The organism is Cytobacillus sp. QJM3NY_8, assembly GCF_056173585.1.
Map to the genome: position 1 here is coordinate 4,090,024 of NZ_CM149681.1, position 16,301 is coordinate 4,106,324.

The window sequence follows — 16,301 nt, forward strand, 5'->3', positions numbered from 1 at the left end:
TCCCCAAAGAAAGGACCCCGGTCCACTCATAGGGCAAGGGGCAAAAAACATTTTTATGCATATTTAATGGATTGTTTCAAACAGAAATAAAAGCCAAAGCCAAGAAAAACCTGACTTTGACTTTTGATGTGAACCTGTAGCTGGTGTGTAGATCACACCATCATTTAATTGATGATTTATTTATCGTCTTTAACTTCTTCGAACTCAGCATCGACGACATTATCGTCGTCACTTTTGCTTTCAGTGCCTTCTGCACCCTGTGCACCCTGAGCAGCTTGAGCCTGCTCATAAAGTTTCATTGTTAACGCCTGGACAACCTCCTGCAGGGCATCTTTCTTCTCACGGATTTCATCCAAATCGTTCTTTTCAATTGCAGCCTTTAGGGCATCTTTTGCTTCATTTGCTTTGTTCACTTCAGCTTCATCCACTTTGCCTTCAAGATCTTTTAGAGTCTTTTCGGTAGTGAATACCAGCTGATCCGCTTCATTGCGGAGTTCAACTTCTTCTTTGCGCTTCTTATCTGCTTCAGCATTTTCTTCAGCTTCTCTTACCATTTTTTCGATTTCTTCATCAGATAATCCTGTTGAAGATTTAATCGTAATGGCCTGCTCTTTATTTGTGCCCAAGTCTTTAGCGCGTACGTTCACGATACCATTTTTGTCGATATCGAAAGATACTTCGATTTGAGGCACTCCACGAGGAGCAGGAGGAATATCGCCAAGCTGGAAGCGGCCCAGTGTTTTATTATCTGCAGCCATCGGGCGTTCCCCTTGAAGCACATGGATATCAACAGCTGACTGGTTATCAGCAGCAGTTGAGAACACTTGGGATTTTGATGTTGGGATGGTTGTATTGCGTTCAATCAGCTTAGTGAACACTCCACCCATTGTTTCAATTCCAAGTGACAAAGGAGTTACGTCCAATAGGACAACATCCTTGACGTCACCTGTTATTACACCGCCCTGAATGGCTGCACCCATTGCAACAACTTCATCAGGGTTAACTCCTCTATGCGGTTCTTTTCCTGTTTCTTTCTTGATTGCTTCCTGTACTGCAGGAATACGAGTTGAACCGCCGACAAGGATAACTTTATCAAGTTCTGAAGGAGTCAATCCAGCATCCTTTAACGCCTGGCGTGTAGGTCCCATTGTGCGTTCTACAAGGTCTGCAGACAGTTCTTCAAATTTAGCTCTTGAAAGTGTAACTTCAAGGTGTAAAGGTCCTGCTTCCCCAGCCGTGATAAACGGAAGCGAGATTTGCGTTGAAGTCACACCTGAAAGATCTTTTTTCGCTTTTTCAGCGGCATCTTTTAAACGCTGAAGAGCCATCTTATCTTTGGCAAGGTCAATGCCATTCTCTTTTTTGAATTGATCAACCAGGTAGTCAATAATTACTTGGTCAAAATCGTCTCCGCCAAGACGGTTATCTCCGGCAGTGGATTTTACCTCAAATACTCCATCGCCAAGTTCAAGGATAGACACGTCAAAAGTACCGCCGCCAAGGTCATAAACAAGAATTGTCTGGTCTTCATCCATTTTATCAAGACCATAAGCCAACGCTGCAGCAGTAGGTTCGTTGATGATTCGTTCAACTTCCAGGCCGGCAATTCTGCCTGCATCTTTTGTAGCCTGACGCTCAGCATCGTTGAAATATGCCGGAACTGTGATTACTGCTTTAGTAACATTCTCGCCAAGATAGTCTTCTGCATAAGATTTCAAATATTGAAGAATAATAGCAGAAACCTCTTGAGGCGAGTATTCTTTTCCTTCGATTTCAGTTTTATGATCAGTTCCCATGTGGCGTTTAATGGAAATGATTGTGTTCGGGTTTGTAATAGACTGGCGCTTTGCGACCTCTCCGACCTGGCGCTCGCCGTTCTTAAACGCAACAACTGAAGGTGTTGTACGGTTGCCTTCCGGATTTGGAATTACTTTTGGTTCGCCGCCTTCAAGGACAGCGACACATGAGTTTGTTGTACCTAAATCGATTCCGATAATTTTGCTCATGTTCTTTACCTCCCCAAATATGTAGTTATTGATTTACTTTAACCATTGATGGACGAATGACTCTATCCTTTAACTTGTAGCCTTTTTGAAATTCTTCGACCACGATATTGGAATCAAAATTCTCATCTTCCACCTGCATCACAGCCTGGTGTAAATGAGGATCGAATTCTTTCCCAACTGCTTCAATCTGTTCTGCGCCTTCTTTTTTAATAGCCTCCAGCAAGCTGCGGTAAACCATTTCCATCCCTTGAAGGATAGATTTAGCCTGTTCATTTTCAGCTTCCATCTGAAGAGCCCTCTCAAAATTGTCAATTGCAGGCAGCAAATCGGAGATTAAGCTCTGTGCTCTATATTTTTCAGACGCTTCAAGGTCAAGCCTTGCACGGCGCCGGGAATTTTCAAAATCAGCCTGAAGGCGGTAGATGCGATTCTCTTCCTCTTCCAGCTTGCCTTCCAGTTCAGCTATTTTCGCTTTCGCTGCTGTAAGCTCTGCATCAGTGCTTCCCTCATCAGTACCAGCTTCTGCTTCTGCCTCCGCAAATACCTCTTCAATAGGAGCCTCATTTTCGGTTCCTTCAGGTTCGTTGGTTTGTTCATTTAATTCTTGGTTTAGTGTGTCTTTCTCTTCTGCCAACATGTTCACCTCCCTTAAAGAATGGGTGTTTCTTCGAAATAAAAACCATAAGGAAAGGAGTGGAAAGGTTTTTCCACCCTTAATCAATATCTCCACCATCACCTGTTTTGATACAGTTTAGATAAAACAGCTGATAGGTCTGCACTGATATAGTTCAATAAGCTTATGACTCTTGAATATTCCATTCTGGTCGGCCCCAGAATGGCAATGGTACCGAGCTGTTCGGTGCCGATCGAATAGCTTGCTGTTATCAGACTGCAGTTTTCCATTGCTGAATTATTATTTTCCCGGCCGATTTTTATATTGATCCCTGACTTATTTTTACGGATTAAATCATATATGCCTTCTTCCTGCTCGATCATATTCATGAGGTTTTTAACCTTTTCAATATCATGAAACTCGGGCTGGCTGAGCATATTTGTTTTACCGCCGAAGAAAAGCTTATCATAGGCCGGTATCTTGATTGTATCGGCAATTGAATTCAGCATTAGATCGTAATTATTGATATGATGCCTTAAAAGAACGGCAACTTCTTTATATAACTTATTGTTCAGACTTTCCAATGGTGCACCGGCAAGCCGGTCATTAAGGATATTAACAACCTTCTCCAAATCACCGGCATCAATGTTTTCCGGCAAGTGGAACATCCTGTTCTCCACATGGCCAGTATCTGTGACAATAATTGCTATCGCTGTTTCTTTATTCAAGGGAACGATCTGAATTCTCTTCAGCTTGTTATCCCTTACTGCAGGCCCGAGGACAATGGATGTATAATTTGTCAGCTCAGATAGAATTTTTGCCGATCTTTGAACGATTTTCTCGAGCTCATAGATTCTTTCCGCAAAGATAGATTGCACTTTGTGGATATCATGCTGATTTAATTTTTGCGGGGATAAAAGGTGATCCACGTAGTAGCGGTACCCTTTTTCAGATGGAATCCTCCCCGATGAGGTGTGTGTTTTTTCAATAAACCCAAGTTCCTCTAAATCAGCCATCTCATTTCTGATCGTCGCGGAACTAAAAGAAATTTCTTCTTTTTTCGACAAGGTTCTCGACCCGACAGGCTGTGCAGTTTGAATAAAATCATCAACAATTACTTGAAAAATTAATAATTGACGATCTGTTAACACAGTTATCACCTCTGTTAGCACTCTTTGTTCCTGAGTGCTAATTCTACTAATAAATTATCAAATCAAACGTGCAGTGTCAATAATTTGGCTTTCTTTTTTCCCGACGCAATCCCCATGCCTGATTACCCTATAAAGGACTGAAATACTTCATTTCCAAGGAAGCGTCCTCGCCTTGTCAATTTAATATGCTCTTCCTCTGCAATAATTAATTCTTTTTCAGCATGCTGTTTAATTTGTACTTTAAACAGCTCCAGCGGATCTTTGCCAAATTTCTCTTTAAAGCGACTTATTGAGACACCTTCCGTTTTTCTCAGTCCAAGAAACATTTCCTCTTCCATCTGTTCTTCCAGGGGTACCTTATGCTCTTCCAGGATCGGAAGCCGGCCGTTTTCAATAGGCTCCATATATTTTTTCAGGGGTCCGTGGTTTGAACGGCGAAGCCCTTTTACATAGCCATGTGCGCCAGCCCCAAAGCCAAAGTACCATTCATTATCCCAATAAGTGATGTTATGCCGGCTTTCATAGCCTGGTTTTGCAAAATTGCTGATTTCATATTGCGCAAAGCCGTGCGTGCCCATTTGTTCCATTAATAATTCATACATCTCAGCTTCCACATCTTCTCCAGGAGTTGGCAGTTTTCCCTTCCTCATCAGATTATAGAATACCGTCTTGGGTTCAATGATCAGCGAATAGCCGGAATAGTGGGCAATATCCAGTGTAAATGATGTTTCGAGTGTATCCTTAAAATCCTGAAGTGTCTGGCCAGGAAGACTATATATAAGATCGATACTGATGTTATCAAACCCGACTTTTTTTGCAGCTTCAATTGACTGAAAAACGTCTCTTGCTCTGTGTGACCTTCCAATTTTTTTTAAGAGTTCATCATTAAAGGTCTGAACGCCAAAGCTGAGCCGGTTGACTCCTGCATCATGCAATATTTGAAGTTTTTCCTCAGTGAGATCTCCCGGGTTAGCTTCGAATGTATATTCCGTGAAAGAGTCATAGGGAAGCTGCCCTTTGATAGTGCCGCAAAGCTTTTCAAGCTGTTTCCCGTTCAGCGCAGTTGGCGTACCGCCTCCTACAAAGATGGAATCAAGGCGGGATGCAGGTACTTCTTTCAAAGCAAGATTCATCTCTTTGTCAAGAGAGTCCAGATATTCTCCAACTGGCTGGTTCTTCAAGAACACTTTATTAAAATCACAGTAATGACAGATATGTTCACAAAATGGGATGTGTATATAAGCTGCTTTAATCATTTATTTCACTACTTTCATCATTCAATCGCTTTCCACTTAATTTATATAGCTTTTTGAATTTCACCCGTTGATTTCCGCTGCAGGCACTCAAGCTTTCCCACGGGGCTCCCGAAGCTCCTCGACGCTCTGCGTCTTTGGGGTCTCCCCTGGCAGCTGCTCCCGCAGGACGATGAATAAGCTTCCTTGAATCAGCACCGCACGAAGAAAATGCGGCAGCATTTTCGAGAATCTCGGGCCTTTCGCTCCAATCAACTTAATGTTTTAATGATTTAGCCACTGGAAAGCAACAAGTTTTAAAACACATTCAATAAAAAAGAGGTTAGTGCTGTTATTATTATGACAGCATATCTAACCTCTTAAAACAAAGCAAATATTTTACTTTTTAGGGCTGTTATCATCCATCTTCAAGACCGCCATGAAGGCTTCCTGCGGAACTTCAACAGAACCGACCTGTTTCATCCGCTTTTTACCTTCTTTCTGCTTCTCCAATAATTTACGCTTACGGGAGATGTCTCCGCCATAACATTTCGCCAATACATTTTTGCGGATGGCTTTAATGGTTGAGCGGGCTACAATTTTCTGGCCGATCGCCGCTTGAATAGGAACCTCAAACTGCTGACGGGGAATTAGCTCTTTTAACTTCTCAACGATTACTTTTCCTCTTTCATAAGCAAAATCCTTATGAACGATGAAGCTTAATGCGTCTACTTTTTCTGCATTTAACAAGATATCCATTTTAACAAGTTTTGATGGCTTGTACCCAATTAATTCATAATCAAAAGAAGCATATCCTTTTGTATTGGATTTCAGCTGATCAAAGAAATCATAAACAATTTCCGATAAAGGAATTTCATATATAATGTTAACTCTTGTTTCATCCATGTATTGCATATCAATAAAGATGCCGCGTTTTTGCTGGCAAAGTTCCATTATGGCTCCCACATAATCATTCGGCGCCATCATTGTAGCTTTTACATAAGGCTCTTCTACACGGTCAATCTTTTGCGGATCAGGCATATTGGATGGGTTATCCACTTTAACCTCTGTGCCATCAGTCAGGATGACATCATAAATAACACTTGGTGCTGTTGTAATCAAATCAATTTTGAATTCGCGCTCAATGCGCTCCTGAATAATTTCCATGTGAAGCAATCCAAGGAAACCGCAGCGGAATCCAAAGCCAAGCGCTTGTGACGTTTCAGGCTCAAACTGCAGGGCAGAATCGTTCAGTTCCAGTTTTTCAAGTGCTTCACGCAAATCATTGAACTTGGCGCTGTCTATTGGATAAAGTCCGCAATAAACCATCGGATTCATCTTTCTGTACCCAGGAAGAGCTTCGGCTGCACCATTTTTCGCACTTGTGATGGTATCACCTACACGTGTATCGCCAACATTTTTGATTGCAGCAGTCAAAAAGCCGACGTCTCCAACTGACAATTCAGGCAATGGAGTGGATTTAGGAGTGAACACACCAACCTCAGTAACTTCAAACTCTTTGCCAGTTGCCATCATTTTAATTTTATCCCCTACTTTAACCGTACCTTCCACCACACGGATGTAGGCTACTACTCCACGGTAGGCATCATAAAGGGAGTCAAATATAAGCGCCTTTAAAGGGGCATCCGGATCACCTACTGGAGCGGGCACTTTTTCAACGACCTGTTCAAGGATTTCTTCAATGCCGATTCCTGCTTTTGCTGAAGCAAGTACCGCTTCAGAAGCATCGAGGCCGATGACTTCTTCGATCTCATTGCGCACCCGTTCCGGATCCGCACTTGGAAGGTCAATTTTATTGATGATCGGAAGAATCTCAAGATCGTTATCCAAGGCCAGATATACATTTGCAAGGGTCTGCGCTTCAATACCCTGAGCCGCATCCACAACCAGGATTGCACCTTCACAGGCTGCCAGACTTCGGGATACTTCATATGTAAAATCGACGTGTCCCGGGGTATCAATTAAGTGAAAAGTGTATATCTCTCCATCTTTAGCTTTATATTTTAGCTGGACGGAATTAAGCTTGATCGTGATGCCGCGCTCTCTTTCGAGGTCCATGGAATCAAGGAGCTGATCCTTCATTTCGCGCGATGTCAGCGCATTGGTTTTTTCAAGGATCCTATCCGCCAAAGTCGACTTGCCATGGTCAATATGGGCAATGATCGAAAAATTCCTTATTTTCTCTTGCCTTTTTAGTCTCTCTTCTCTGTTCATTATAAATAATTCAACTCCTACTATAAGAAAAGCGCAAGCGCCTTAAGACAGGCGCCTGGAGCCAAGTGTGTTCAATTTTAAATAGTCCTTTTAGTTTATACACTATTTTTGATTATATCAGTACGTTTGTGAAGATTCAATGCTAAGCTTTACGTCTTTAACCGTCCAAAAAAAATAAGGCTGCCCTCTTGAGCAGCCTATTTTCCGGTTATTAAGTCTGTAATGAATGCGACCGATTTTTCTGTCAGCTCTGATAAACCTTCGGATATACTTTTTCCCAGAGATGAAAAAAAGTTATATGCTTTCATCTCTTCAAGCTTTTCTTTTTTCTGCTGAAGATCATGGCTGGACAGATCATTCCCCAGGACAGATGCCTGCACTTCACCTTCATTGGTTTCATTTAAGGTTAGGGCACTTTTGAAATCTTCGTCATGGAAACCCTTCATTCTGTGGATTCCTTCATTTGCCTGCTGCATTCCAAATAATACTGAGACAAACATAAGGGCTGCCAGAAAAAGAGCTTTTAGCATAAATATTTTCATTCCGCATCATCCTAATACTATTTCTTTTCAGATTCACCGCCAGCTGATGAATTTACTTCCTCGGCCTGCCAATAATATTCACTGAACACTTCTGCGATTGCTTCTGCCGAACGGTTTAATTCTTCAAACGTATTATCAACTCCGCCAAATTCAATGAGAATGGCATTTCCCGATAAATCCTGATTGAAGTTGCCATTTGTCCCTGCACCTTCTTTTTTCATGATTCCCCTGCTTAACCCTTTGTACTTAACGTTCAATCTATCATGCAGCTCTTTCGCAAATTTTAAGTTCTTTTCATAGTTCGGGTTATTTCCGCCAATAATGAAAGCTAATTTGGCATAAGACTCTCCGTTTATTTCTTTCGTTGTATCTTTTTTTCTTTTTGAATCACGGTGAATATCGATTAAGTAAGACAAATCCCGGTTGGACGTAATTGCAGCCTGAACAACTTCTCTGGATTCCTGATAGGAGCGTCCATACGTTAATCCTTTCTTGCTTAAATTCCCCTGGATATCCGTTTTGTCGACAAAGGTCCCTATTCCTTTGCTCTCCATCTCTTCTTTAAGTTTATCACCAATCTTAGTAACGTTAATTTTGGAATGATAGGCTGCATCAGGATTGGTTACACCCTTTAAATAAGGAAGATAGGATTCAGTATTGTGCGAAAAGTAAATATAGACCGGTTTTTTATCACCTGTTGACATCGGCGGTGTTTTCGATTGTTTCGAATCACCGTCAGGCTCAAGTCCTTCGGTGTTTTGCAGGGCTGCTTCCTGTTCTGCCATCAGCACTTCGATAGGAGGAGAAGATTCCACAGGCATGTTTGTATAATCCGTTCCTTCACCAGCAACAAGAATCTTACTGTCATAAATAGAGAAGAATGGAAGCTCCCTTCCCAAAAGGCTTCTGGGATCATCCAAATTGACATTTGTGGATAGCTTAAAAACCAAATTGGCAATGCCCGGGGGAGAACTGGTTTCAGAAACCCCCTGGAGAAATGAGTGGTTTTCCCATCCAAGAAAATGATAAAGCATTTCTCCTGTCAGGCTGTTCGCGGCAGAATTAACTGAGGAGGAGCTGATTCTGTATTCCGGCTTTAATGAAGTTAATGCTCCGCTTATTGAAAATATCATAAAAAGAAAAAGCAAAAATCCGCCTATGGCTTTCAGCAAGCTTGTCCCTTGAATGGTTACTACAAGTCCGTTCGATTTAAAAGGTTTCATTGTTCCACCTCTCCTTGCTAGTCTAGTAAATGTTATGACTTTGCTAGAAAAGATAGAACATGTTATTTCCTATCTGGTATAAAAACCGGCATTATCCTGATTCACTTTTTGATGGAGTGCTGCGTTCAAACCGTTAGCAATTAAATTTGACATATCTTCAATAAATACATCCACTTCCTTTGGAGTCACCATAAGGTTGTGGCCCAAAGGAGACAGGACTTCATAAATAAGCTTCCGCTTCTCCTCTTCAGGCAAGGTTCCAATCATGCCAAGGAAGGTTTTTCTATGATGTTCTTCCGGCAGGTCTTCATCTGTCAGCTTCTTCTTCTCTCCAAAAGTCATTCCTGCAGGAGCCAGGGCACGTGATGGACGTCCGCCTTCTTTCATTTCCTTACCGAAATGCTTGAGGATGTAATCAATTGTATCGCTTGTAATGGACACAGCATCAACAACGGTTGGGATGCCAATCGCTATGACAGGTATCCCTAAAGTTTCTTTGCTGATTTCTTTTCGCTTATTCCCGACACCAGAACCAGGGTGAATCCCTGTATCCGAAATTTGAATGGTAGAATTCACTCTTTCAATTGATCGGGAAGCAAGAGCATCGATTGCAATGACAAAATCGGGCTTTGTTTTGTCAACAATGCCATAAATAATGTCACTTGTTTCTATCCCGGTCAGGCCCATCACTCCCGGGGAAATAGCACTTACTGGCCGATAGCCTTCTTCTACACTTTCAGGCTGCAGCTGATAGAGATGCCTTGTAATAAGCAAGTTTTCACATACTTGCGGACCCAGTGCATCGGGAGTGACATTCCAATTGCCCAGACCGACAATTAAACAGGATGCATCTTCATTGATTCCCAGCTGCTTAATAAATTGGGAGAACTCACTCGCAAATACAGACTCTACTTTGTGCTGCAGCTCCGTATCCTGCTGGCGTATGCCCGTCACTTCAAGGGTCAGATATTTTCCCTCTTTTTTCCCCAATGCCTCTGCACCTTCTTTTGTTACTTCAACAAAAGAAATTTTTATATCATTTTCTTCTCTTTCTTTAATTATTACGCCTTCTATTTGGGAGAGATTCTCCTGCTGATGAATATTGTCTTTCTGCCTGTCGGAAATAACCATTTCCCTGGCTTCAATGGCAAGGTCCGTTCGGACTGAGTATTGGCTTAAATCTATTGATTCCTTCAAATTTATCCCTCACATTCTCAGCTATTGGAAAATAACACACATTATACTAAAATTCGGATATATACTATCATTGCCTTTAAAGTCCAAAAACATGCAGAATCGCCTCCAGCAATTTTGATTACAGAGTATTGCATTATGCCCCCGTGTTTGATAAAATATCACTTGTTCTTAATTATTGTTAATGAATGTGAATGTCGAGTTATAGAATCTCGATGCTTTTTCAGGAGGTGAATGGAATGCCAAACATTAAATCTGCTATTAAGCGTGTTAAAACTAGCGAAGCTCGCAACGCTCATAACGCTACAGTTAAATCAGCAATGCGTACAGCTGTAAAGAAGGTTGATGCTGCAGTCGTAAACAACGATGCTGCTGCTGCAACTGAATCTTTCGCTGATGCTGCTCGTAAACTAGACAAAGCTGCTGCAAAAGGTCTTATCCACAAAAATGCTGCTGCCCGTAAAAAGTCTCGTTTAATGAAAAAAATGAACTCTTTAAACGCTTAATGTTTGAAGATATCGGCTATCTTAAGGGATAGCCTTTTATTTTACGTAAAAAAGCGGTCCAGTTGGACCGCTTTTTTACGTAATCAGAATTACTAATTTTGTCTCAATACTCAAGGTGCCGGAGGCAGAAACGTTATTTCTTTATGGATTTTTTCTGAGAGCCTGACTTTGCAGACGAAACAGGAACATTTCAATCAGCATGGTTTTATTCATGCCTCCAGTTTTCATTTGGTAATCTGCATCAGCAAGCAAGCTTATAATCGCTGCAAGTTCTTCGTCTGCAAACATCTGCGCCTGTCCAGCTGCAAGTTTCACCCGGAAAGGATGAATCTTTAAGTAGCCGGCAATCTGCTGCTGGCCGTAGCCTCTTCTCGCAAGCTCCTTCACCTGATAAATCAATCTGAACTGCCCTGTAATAACAGATAAAATCTTAATGGGTTCTTCATTTTGCTTTAATAAATCATAATAAATTCTCAGGGCTTCTTCTATTTTGCGGTGAACAACTTTGTCTACAAGGGAAAAAATGTTTTGCTCCAATGACCTTGATACCATTTTCTCTGCCATTTGTTCATCGATTCGCTTCGTGTCATTCGCATATAAAGCTAATTTATCGATCTCGTTTGTCAAGATAAATAGGTTGGTGCCTGCCAATGTCAATATTAGCTCAACTGCCGATTCATCAATCTGCACGCCATTAAGTGCTGCGCGTTCCCTGATCCAGGCTTTCAATTCTCCTTCATTTAGTTTCTTTGCTTCAAGGATTGCAGCCGTTTTTTTCAATTGTTTAGTTATTTTTTTCCGGTCATCCAGCTTTTCTGCAGTTGAGGAAAATACCACCACTGAATACGGGGCAGGCTCTTTCATATAGGCTTCCAGCTTTGACAGATTATGCTCCTGTTTAGCCTTCGATTTTTCTGATGTTAAAAAAACTGGGTTATGTAAAAAGATCAGTCTTCTTTCCCCCATAAACGGAAATGTCTCCGCATCTTCAAGGGCTGTATCGATTGGGGTTTCCTCAAGGTCATAAGAGGATAAATTAAAATCAGCTTCATCTTCGCTTAGCACATTGTTGATCAGAAGCTGCTTCGTTTCGTTTATAAGATAAGGTTCTGTTCCATATAATAAGTAAATAGGAGCAAAACTTTTTGCTTTTATCTGCTTCCAAATATCAAAAACCAATTTCTTTCTCTCCGTTCGCCTTACATTATATTCACTTTATTGCAGTCTAACGGGCAGGGATAAAGCCCCTATCCCGCTGATTGCATGTTCACTATATATCCTAAAGAACCAATGCCAATTTGACAAGACATAAGAAATTGGCGCCCAGAAGAACGCCAATTTCCAATCTATATAGAACGCTGCCGCCTGAGGCCCGGGATACTCAGGAAGCTGCGGTGCACCTTTGTTCTATTATTTTTCCCTTGATGTGCCGGCATATTTGTGACAACTCCTGCTATTGCAGGAAAAGGGCAGGGGAACTCTAGATTTTTTTATTTGAATGACTTATACTATATAAGGAAATAGGAGGGGTAGACTGTGAACGAATTTGAAAAGAACGTCCAAAGCAAACGTAATGATGCCATCGACTCTGGAGTAGGATTCATCGTATCATTCGGTTTCTTCGCAACGTTATTTGTTATTGCAACAGTCATTAAATTTTTAGGAGCTTAATGGCTACATAAAGTAAGTAATTGTGTCATACCTCTGACACATCGAGGCTGCCTCAGCAGTCTCTTTTTTTTGTGGCTGTAAGTGATAATAGGCATTGAGAGTATGGAAAGGGAGCTGAAGCATTTCTAACATATACTATGGATGCTGAACGGAAAAGGTTCCTGAATTTCCTTTAAAAACATAGTTAACCGCCCCTTGCTTATCGGTTCTCAGAACATTCACATTAATTTCTTTAAGCCTGCCCGTTACATCATTATGAGGATGCCCATACCTGTTGTTTCTGCCTGCAGAAATAACGGCAATTCTCGGCTTAACAGCAGCCAGAAATGATTCTGTTGTGGAGGTTTTGCTTCCATGATGGGCAATCTTTAAAACATCAATTTTCAAATTGGGATAAGCTTTTATAAGCTGACTTTCCCCCGTTTCCTCCAAATCTCCGGTAAACAGCCAGTTAAGGCCACCCACTTTGGCAAAAAGGACAATAGAGCTATCATTTTTCTCTGTATACACGTCCCCCATCCGATCTCCAAATGGAGACAAAACTTGAAATACGGAATCTCCTTTTGACCAATTATCTCCAGCTTTAGTGAATACAATATTGCTTTTTTTTAATTTAGCCTGAACAATCAAATCCTTTTCAGCCTCTGAAATTTCCGCTTCCTGTGAAAACACAACAGACTTTACCCTCATTTCCCTAATCACAGCTGATGCTCCTCCAATATGATCCATATCCCCGTGAGTCAAAAAAAACTTATCTATTTTACTGATCCCTTTGCTTTTCAGAAAAGGCACTACCGTATCCTTTCCTGTTTCATAAGGATCACTTCTCATCCTCCAATCCTCAGTGTCAAACATAAGCGTGCCTCCTGCATCTATCAGATAATTCCCTCTTCCATATGGAAGCTTTATCAGAATGCTGTCACCCTGTCCAACATCTATAAATGTAATTTCACCGGCAGGAGTAAACACATTCGACAAGTACTGAATTAGTATGGCAAGGATTGGAAGCACACCGCTCCTGATAAGAGCCTTTTTATTTTTTGACCTTTCCCAGCCTGCAAAGAATGCGGGAATCAGGAGCAGATAGACGATCAGCATAATCAGGGATGGCCTGCCAAGAACAAGGGTCGAGTTAGGAATAGCCGAAAGCAATTCAGCAATCCAATTTAGAAAACTGATAAGTCTTTCAAATACATTGAGCAATAAAACTGCTTTCCCCCCTGTTAATAAATCAAAAATGAAGAGAATCAACACCACCGGAAGGATTATGAAAGAATATAAAGGCACAAAAATCAGATTGGCAATTATGGAAATAATCGATACCTCATAAAAATGCCACAGAAGGATCGGAATGGCAGCCATCTGGCAAACAAAAGAAACTGCCAGGATAGCAGCGTATGATTCAGAAAATCTTTTGAGGATGATGGGAGCTGAGAGAATAAGCGATAGGGCGACAGCAAACGACAGCTGAAACCCGGCATTATAGATGATATAAGGAGAGATAAAAAGGTAGCCAATAAACACAATAGAGATAACATCAGCTAATTGAATAGGTGCCTTCAGCTTCTTTGCGAGCAAGATCACAAGCATCATAAACACAGCCCGCAGAACAGATGGTGCTGCCCCTGTCAGGATGGCATATAAAGGCAAAACCAATAATAAGATGCTGGTCATTTTTTCTCTGGTGATTCCAGCACGTACACCAGCAAGAAAGAACATCCCAGCTAGCATACCTACATGAAGGCCGGATATCGCAAGCAAATGGATAATTCCGATTTTCTGATAAGAAGCAATAGTAGCCTGATCAATAAAATTACGTTCGCCGAATATAAGGGCAATAGCCAGTGGAGCTGATTGTTCAGGAAAATGGTCCAGGAGATAATTAATTCCCGTTTCTCTTATTTTTAAAATGGTTAATACAAGGCTGCTTTTACGGTAACTGCAATCAGAGAGGTTTAACTGTTCCATTTCGAGGATCCAAAAGATGCTGTTGTGGTTTAGATATTCCTGATAGCTGAAGGAATTAGGATTGGTGGATGTTGGAGGGGTCTGTAAGGTGCCATTTACCCGGCATGTCATACCTGTTCCCAGGTTGTCTGTAAGGGTCTTTTTTTCTGCTTCGGATTTAATTTTATACCTGGCTGCCAGCTTTTCTTGTTTATCTGCTAATTCAATGAAGACTGTAAGAAGATCTCCATCTATTTTTGCAGATTCTTTCATTGTTACTTCGAACTCGCTCTCATTTCCGGAAAGGCTTGTCCTATTGTGTTCGGATGCAAATTCACTGCGCATGATAAAGGCAAGGAAAATCACTATCATAATGGCAGCGTTATAGGATGATAAAATATTTCTTTTTAAGAGGAAAAATGTCAGAAGAAAAATAACGATAGCAATAGCCGGATGAAAAAAAGATGTCAAAATTCCCAGCAATGAGGCAGCAGCCGCATAGATCCATCTGCCTTTCATATCATTTGCTCCTTTATTTTTTTAGAAGGAGTAAGACCTTCATTTCAGGTGTTACTCCTTGAATGTTTTATTTCTCGAAAAGCTTGTCCTTTGTTTCTTTATAGCTTTTCACCAAGTCCCTATCTTTTCCGCTTTTTTCAAGCTCATTTATTAATTCTTCTATAAAATCATGTTTTTCTTGTTTGCTGTCATCAAAGGACACTTTTTCTGCTATTACCTGTACTGTTTTCACTCCAGCCTTTTCAAAGAGCTCAATTCCATATGGGTGATTTTTATAATCCTGTGCGTAATAAACAGTTTTAATTCCCGCCTGTATGATCGCTTTGCAGCATTGGAGGCATGGAAAATGAGTTACATATATTTCCGCATCAGTTGTAGGTACCCCGAATTTTGCACACTGCAAAATCGCATTCATTTCCGCATGAATGGTTCTGACACAATGGTTATCAATAACATAGCAGCCTTCATCAATACAATGTTCACCGCCCGCAATCGATCCATTATAGCCTCCGGCAATGATCCTCTTATCCCTTACAATGGTTGCGCCTACCGCAAGCCTTGTACAAGTGCTCCTCAAAGCAAGCAAATGGCTTTGCGCCATAAAATATTGGTTCCAGGAAATCCGATCCATCTTGCAGTCTCTCCCCTTCCGTCTTTTGCACAGGCGTATATGCCCTTAATTCAAAAACAAGCTTTTTCTCTAAATAAGTGTAAGCCTCATGCTCGCTAAGGTCAATGGAATGAAATTATTTTACACTAATATGTTCTTTGAGTTTTTCAAAGGTTTTCTCTCCTATCCCTGATATTAATTTCAAGTCTGCAACATCCTTAAAGGGTCCATTTGTCTCCCGGTGTTCAATTATGGCTGCGGCCTTAGATGGGCCGATTCCCGGCAGCATCTGCAGTTCTGATTCATTGGCTTGGTTTAAATTTATCTTTCCATTATCCTGCTGGCCTCTCGCCTTTCCATCTTCGACCGTGGCCTCCTCGAGAATTTCACCCTTTTCTGGAACATATATGACCATTTCATCCGTAATATTGAGGGCAAAATTGATTTTGGTTCCATCTGCTTTATCTGTCAGTCCGCCTGCTTTTTCCAGAAGGTCTATCACCCTGTCACCTTCTGCCGCTTCGTATACTCCCGGCTTTTGTACAGCTCCTTTAATATCTGCCTTCATTGGCTGTGGCATCTGTTCCGCCTGTTCATCACCTTCTGTTTCCATTTCTTTATCATCATCTTCCTTTTCATTTAATTGAACTGTCTGTTCAATCTCAGGCAATAATTCAGCCTCTTGAACAGGCATGAAAAAATAATAGAGGAAGGCAGCCAGTGCAATGGCGGCTCCTAAAGCGTAAATTTTATGTGTTTTTATCCATTGAGCCATTAAGGATCAATCCTTTCTTTTTGGAATAAATGTGTTTTTGATACATATCGTTATATGAGAGAGCTTGCTTTTGAAGG

At 41.2% G+C, this 16,301-nt stretch carries 14 protein-coding genes; 2 read left to right on the forward strand and 12 right to left on the reverse strand.

Annotation, left to right across the window (positions count from 1 at the left end):
• Positions 1–176: 176 nt before the first annotated feature.
• The 8 genes from dnaK to gpr form a co-directional block, all read right to left on the reverse strand.
• On the reverse strand, positions 177–2,006 hold the full coding sequence (gene dnaK, locus AC0VZ9_RS21090) for a molecular chaperone DnaK (RefSeq protein ID WP_009333017.1): 1,830 nt from the start codon (positions 2,004–2,006) through the stop codon (positions 177–179).
• Between the two features lie 25 nt (positions 2,007–2,031).
• Positions 2,032–2,643 (reverse strand): nucleotide exchange factor GrpE, encoded by a 612-nt coding sequence (grpE, locus tag AC0VZ9_RS21095; RefSeq protein ID WP_282140534.1) that lies wholly within the window; start codon positions 2,641–2,643, stop codon positions 2,032–2,034.
• A 95-nt stretch (positions 2,644–2,738) separates the two neighbouring features.
• A complete protein-coding gene (gene hrcA / locus AC0VZ9_RS21100; RefSeq protein WP_071156932.1) occupies positions 2,739–3,770 on the reverse strand; it encodes a heat-inducible transcriptional repressor HrcA in 1,032 nt (343 codons plus the stop codon).
• A gap of 122 nt (positions 3,771–3,892) precedes the next feature.
• A complete protein-coding gene (hemW, locus tag AC0VZ9_RS21105) occupies positions 3,893–5,026 on the reverse strand; it encodes a radical SAM family heme chaperone HemW (protein ID WP_475396696.1) in 1,134 nt (377 codons plus the stop codon).
• A gap of 375 nt (positions 5,027–5,401) precedes the next feature.
• Entirely contained in the window at positions 5,402–7,237 is a 1,836-nt protein-coding gene (gene lepA / locus AC0VZ9_RS21110) for a translation elongation factor 4 (RefSeq protein ID WP_071156928.1), read from the reverse strand.
• Between the two features lie 197 nt (positions 7,238–7,434).
• Positions 7,435–7,779: a YqxA family protein gene (locus AC0VZ9_RS21115; protein WP_009333023.1), complete on the reverse strand. Its 345-nt coding sequence runs from the start codon at positions 7,777–7,779 to the stop codon at positions 7,435–7,437.
• Positions 7,780–7,796: 17 nt separating this feature from the next.
• Positions 7,797–9,002: a stage II sporulation protein P gene (spoIIP, locus tag AC0VZ9_RS21120; RefSeq protein ID WP_009333024.1), complete on the reverse strand. Its 1,206-nt coding sequence runs from the start codon at positions 9,000–9,002 to the stop codon at positions 7,797–7,799.
• A 69-nt stretch (positions 9,003–9,071) separates the two neighbouring features.
• A complete protein-coding gene (gene gpr, locus AC0VZ9_RS21125) occupies positions 9,072–10,199 on the reverse strand; it encodes a GPR endopeptidase (RefSeq protein WP_019382870.1) in 1,128 nt (375 codons plus the stop codon).
• Between the two features lie 236 nt (positions 10,200–10,435).
• Between gpr and rpsT the strand changes: the two genes are divergently transcribed.
• Entirely contained in the window at positions 10,436–10,702 is a 267-nt protein-coding gene (gene rpsT, locus AC0VZ9_RS21130; RefSeq protein WP_009333026.1) for a 30S ribosomal protein S20, read from the forward strand.
• A gap of 141 nt (positions 10,703–10,843) precedes the next feature.
• Here rpsT and holA read toward each other — a convergent pair whose 3' ends face one another.
• On the reverse strand, positions 10,844–11,881 hold the full coding sequence (gene holA, locus AC0VZ9_RS21135) for a DNA polymerase III subunit delta (protein WP_217025891.1): 1,038 nt from the start codon (positions 11,879–11,881) through the stop codon (positions 10,844–10,846).
• Positions 11,882–12,238: 357 nt separating this feature from the next.
• On the opposite strand from holA, the gene AC0VZ9_RS21140 reads away from it, so the two are divergent.
• Positions 12,239–12,373 (forward strand): YqzM family protein, encoded by a 135-nt coding sequence (locus tag AC0VZ9_RS21140; protein ID WP_019382872.1) that lies wholly within the window; start codon positions 12,239–12,241, stop codon positions 12,371–12,373.
• A gap of 135 nt (positions 12,374–12,508) precedes the next feature.
• Here the strand turns inward: AC0VZ9_RS21140 and AC0VZ9_RS21145 are convergent, their stop codons facing one another.
• From AC0VZ9_RS21145 to AC0VZ9_RS21155, 3 genes are all read right to left on the reverse strand, one after another.
• Complete coding sequence (locus AC0VZ9_RS21145) at positions 12,509–14,839, reverse strand: DNA internalization-related competence protein ComEC/Rec2 (RefSeq protein ID WP_475396697.1); 2,331 nt, start codon at positions 14,837–14,839, stop codon at positions 12,509–12,511.
• 67 nt (positions 14,840–14,906) lie between these two features.
• On the reverse strand, positions 14,907–15,470 hold the full coding sequence (locus tag AC0VZ9_RS21150) for a ComE operon protein 2 (protein WP_009333029.1): 564 nt from the start codon (positions 15,468–15,470) through the stop codon (positions 14,907–14,909).
• Positions 15,471–15,585: 115 nt separating this feature from the next.
• Positions 15,586–16,224, reverse strand: a complete 639-nt coding sequence (locus AC0VZ9_RS21155) for a helix-hairpin-helix domain-containing protein (RefSeq protein ID WP_009333030.1) — start codon at positions 16,222–16,224, stop codon at positions 15,586–15,588.
• Positions 16,225–16,301 lie beyond the last annotated feature (77 nt).

Bases quoted from the DNA above. Each gene is read 5' to 3' on its own strand.
- dnaK (WP_009333017.1), bottom strand. From the start codon at position 2,006: ATGAGCAAAATTATCGGAATCGATTTAGGTACAACAAACTCATGTGTC.
- grpE (WP_282140534.1), bottom strand. From the start codon at position 2,643: ATGTTGGCAGAAGAGAAAGACACACTAAACCAAGAATTAAATGAACAA.
- hemW (WP_475396696.1), bottom strand. From the start codon at position 5,026: ATGATTAAAGCAGCTTATATACACATCCCATTTTGTGAACATATCTGT.
- lepA (WP_071156928.1), bottom strand. From the start codon at position 7,237: ATGAACAGAGAAGAGAGACTAAAAAGGCAAGAGAAAATAAGGAATTTT.
- AC0VZ9_RS21115 (WP_009333023.1), bottom strand. From the start codon at position 7,779: ATGAAAATATTTATGCTAAAAGCTCTTTTTCTGGCAGCCCTTATGTTT.
- spoIIP (WP_009333024.1), bottom strand. From the start codon at position 9,002: ATGAAACCTTTTAAATCGAACGGACTTGTAGTAACCATTCAAGGGACA.
- rpsT (WP_009333026.1), top strand. From the start codon at position 10,436: ATGCCAAACATTAAATCTGCTATTAAGCGTGTTAAAACTAGCGAAGCT.
- AC0VZ9_RS21145 (WP_475396697.1), bottom strand. From the start codon at position 14,839: ATGAAAGGCAGATGGATCTATGCGGCTGCTGCCTCATTGCTGGGAATT.
- AC0VZ9_RS21150 (WP_009333029.1), bottom strand. From the start codon at position 15,470: ATGGATCGGATTTCCTGGAACCAATATTTTATGGCGCAAAGCCATTTG.
- AC0VZ9_RS21155 (WP_009333030.1), bottom strand. From the start codon at position 16,224: ATGGCTCAATGGATAAAAACACATAAAATTTACGCTTTAGGAGCCGCC.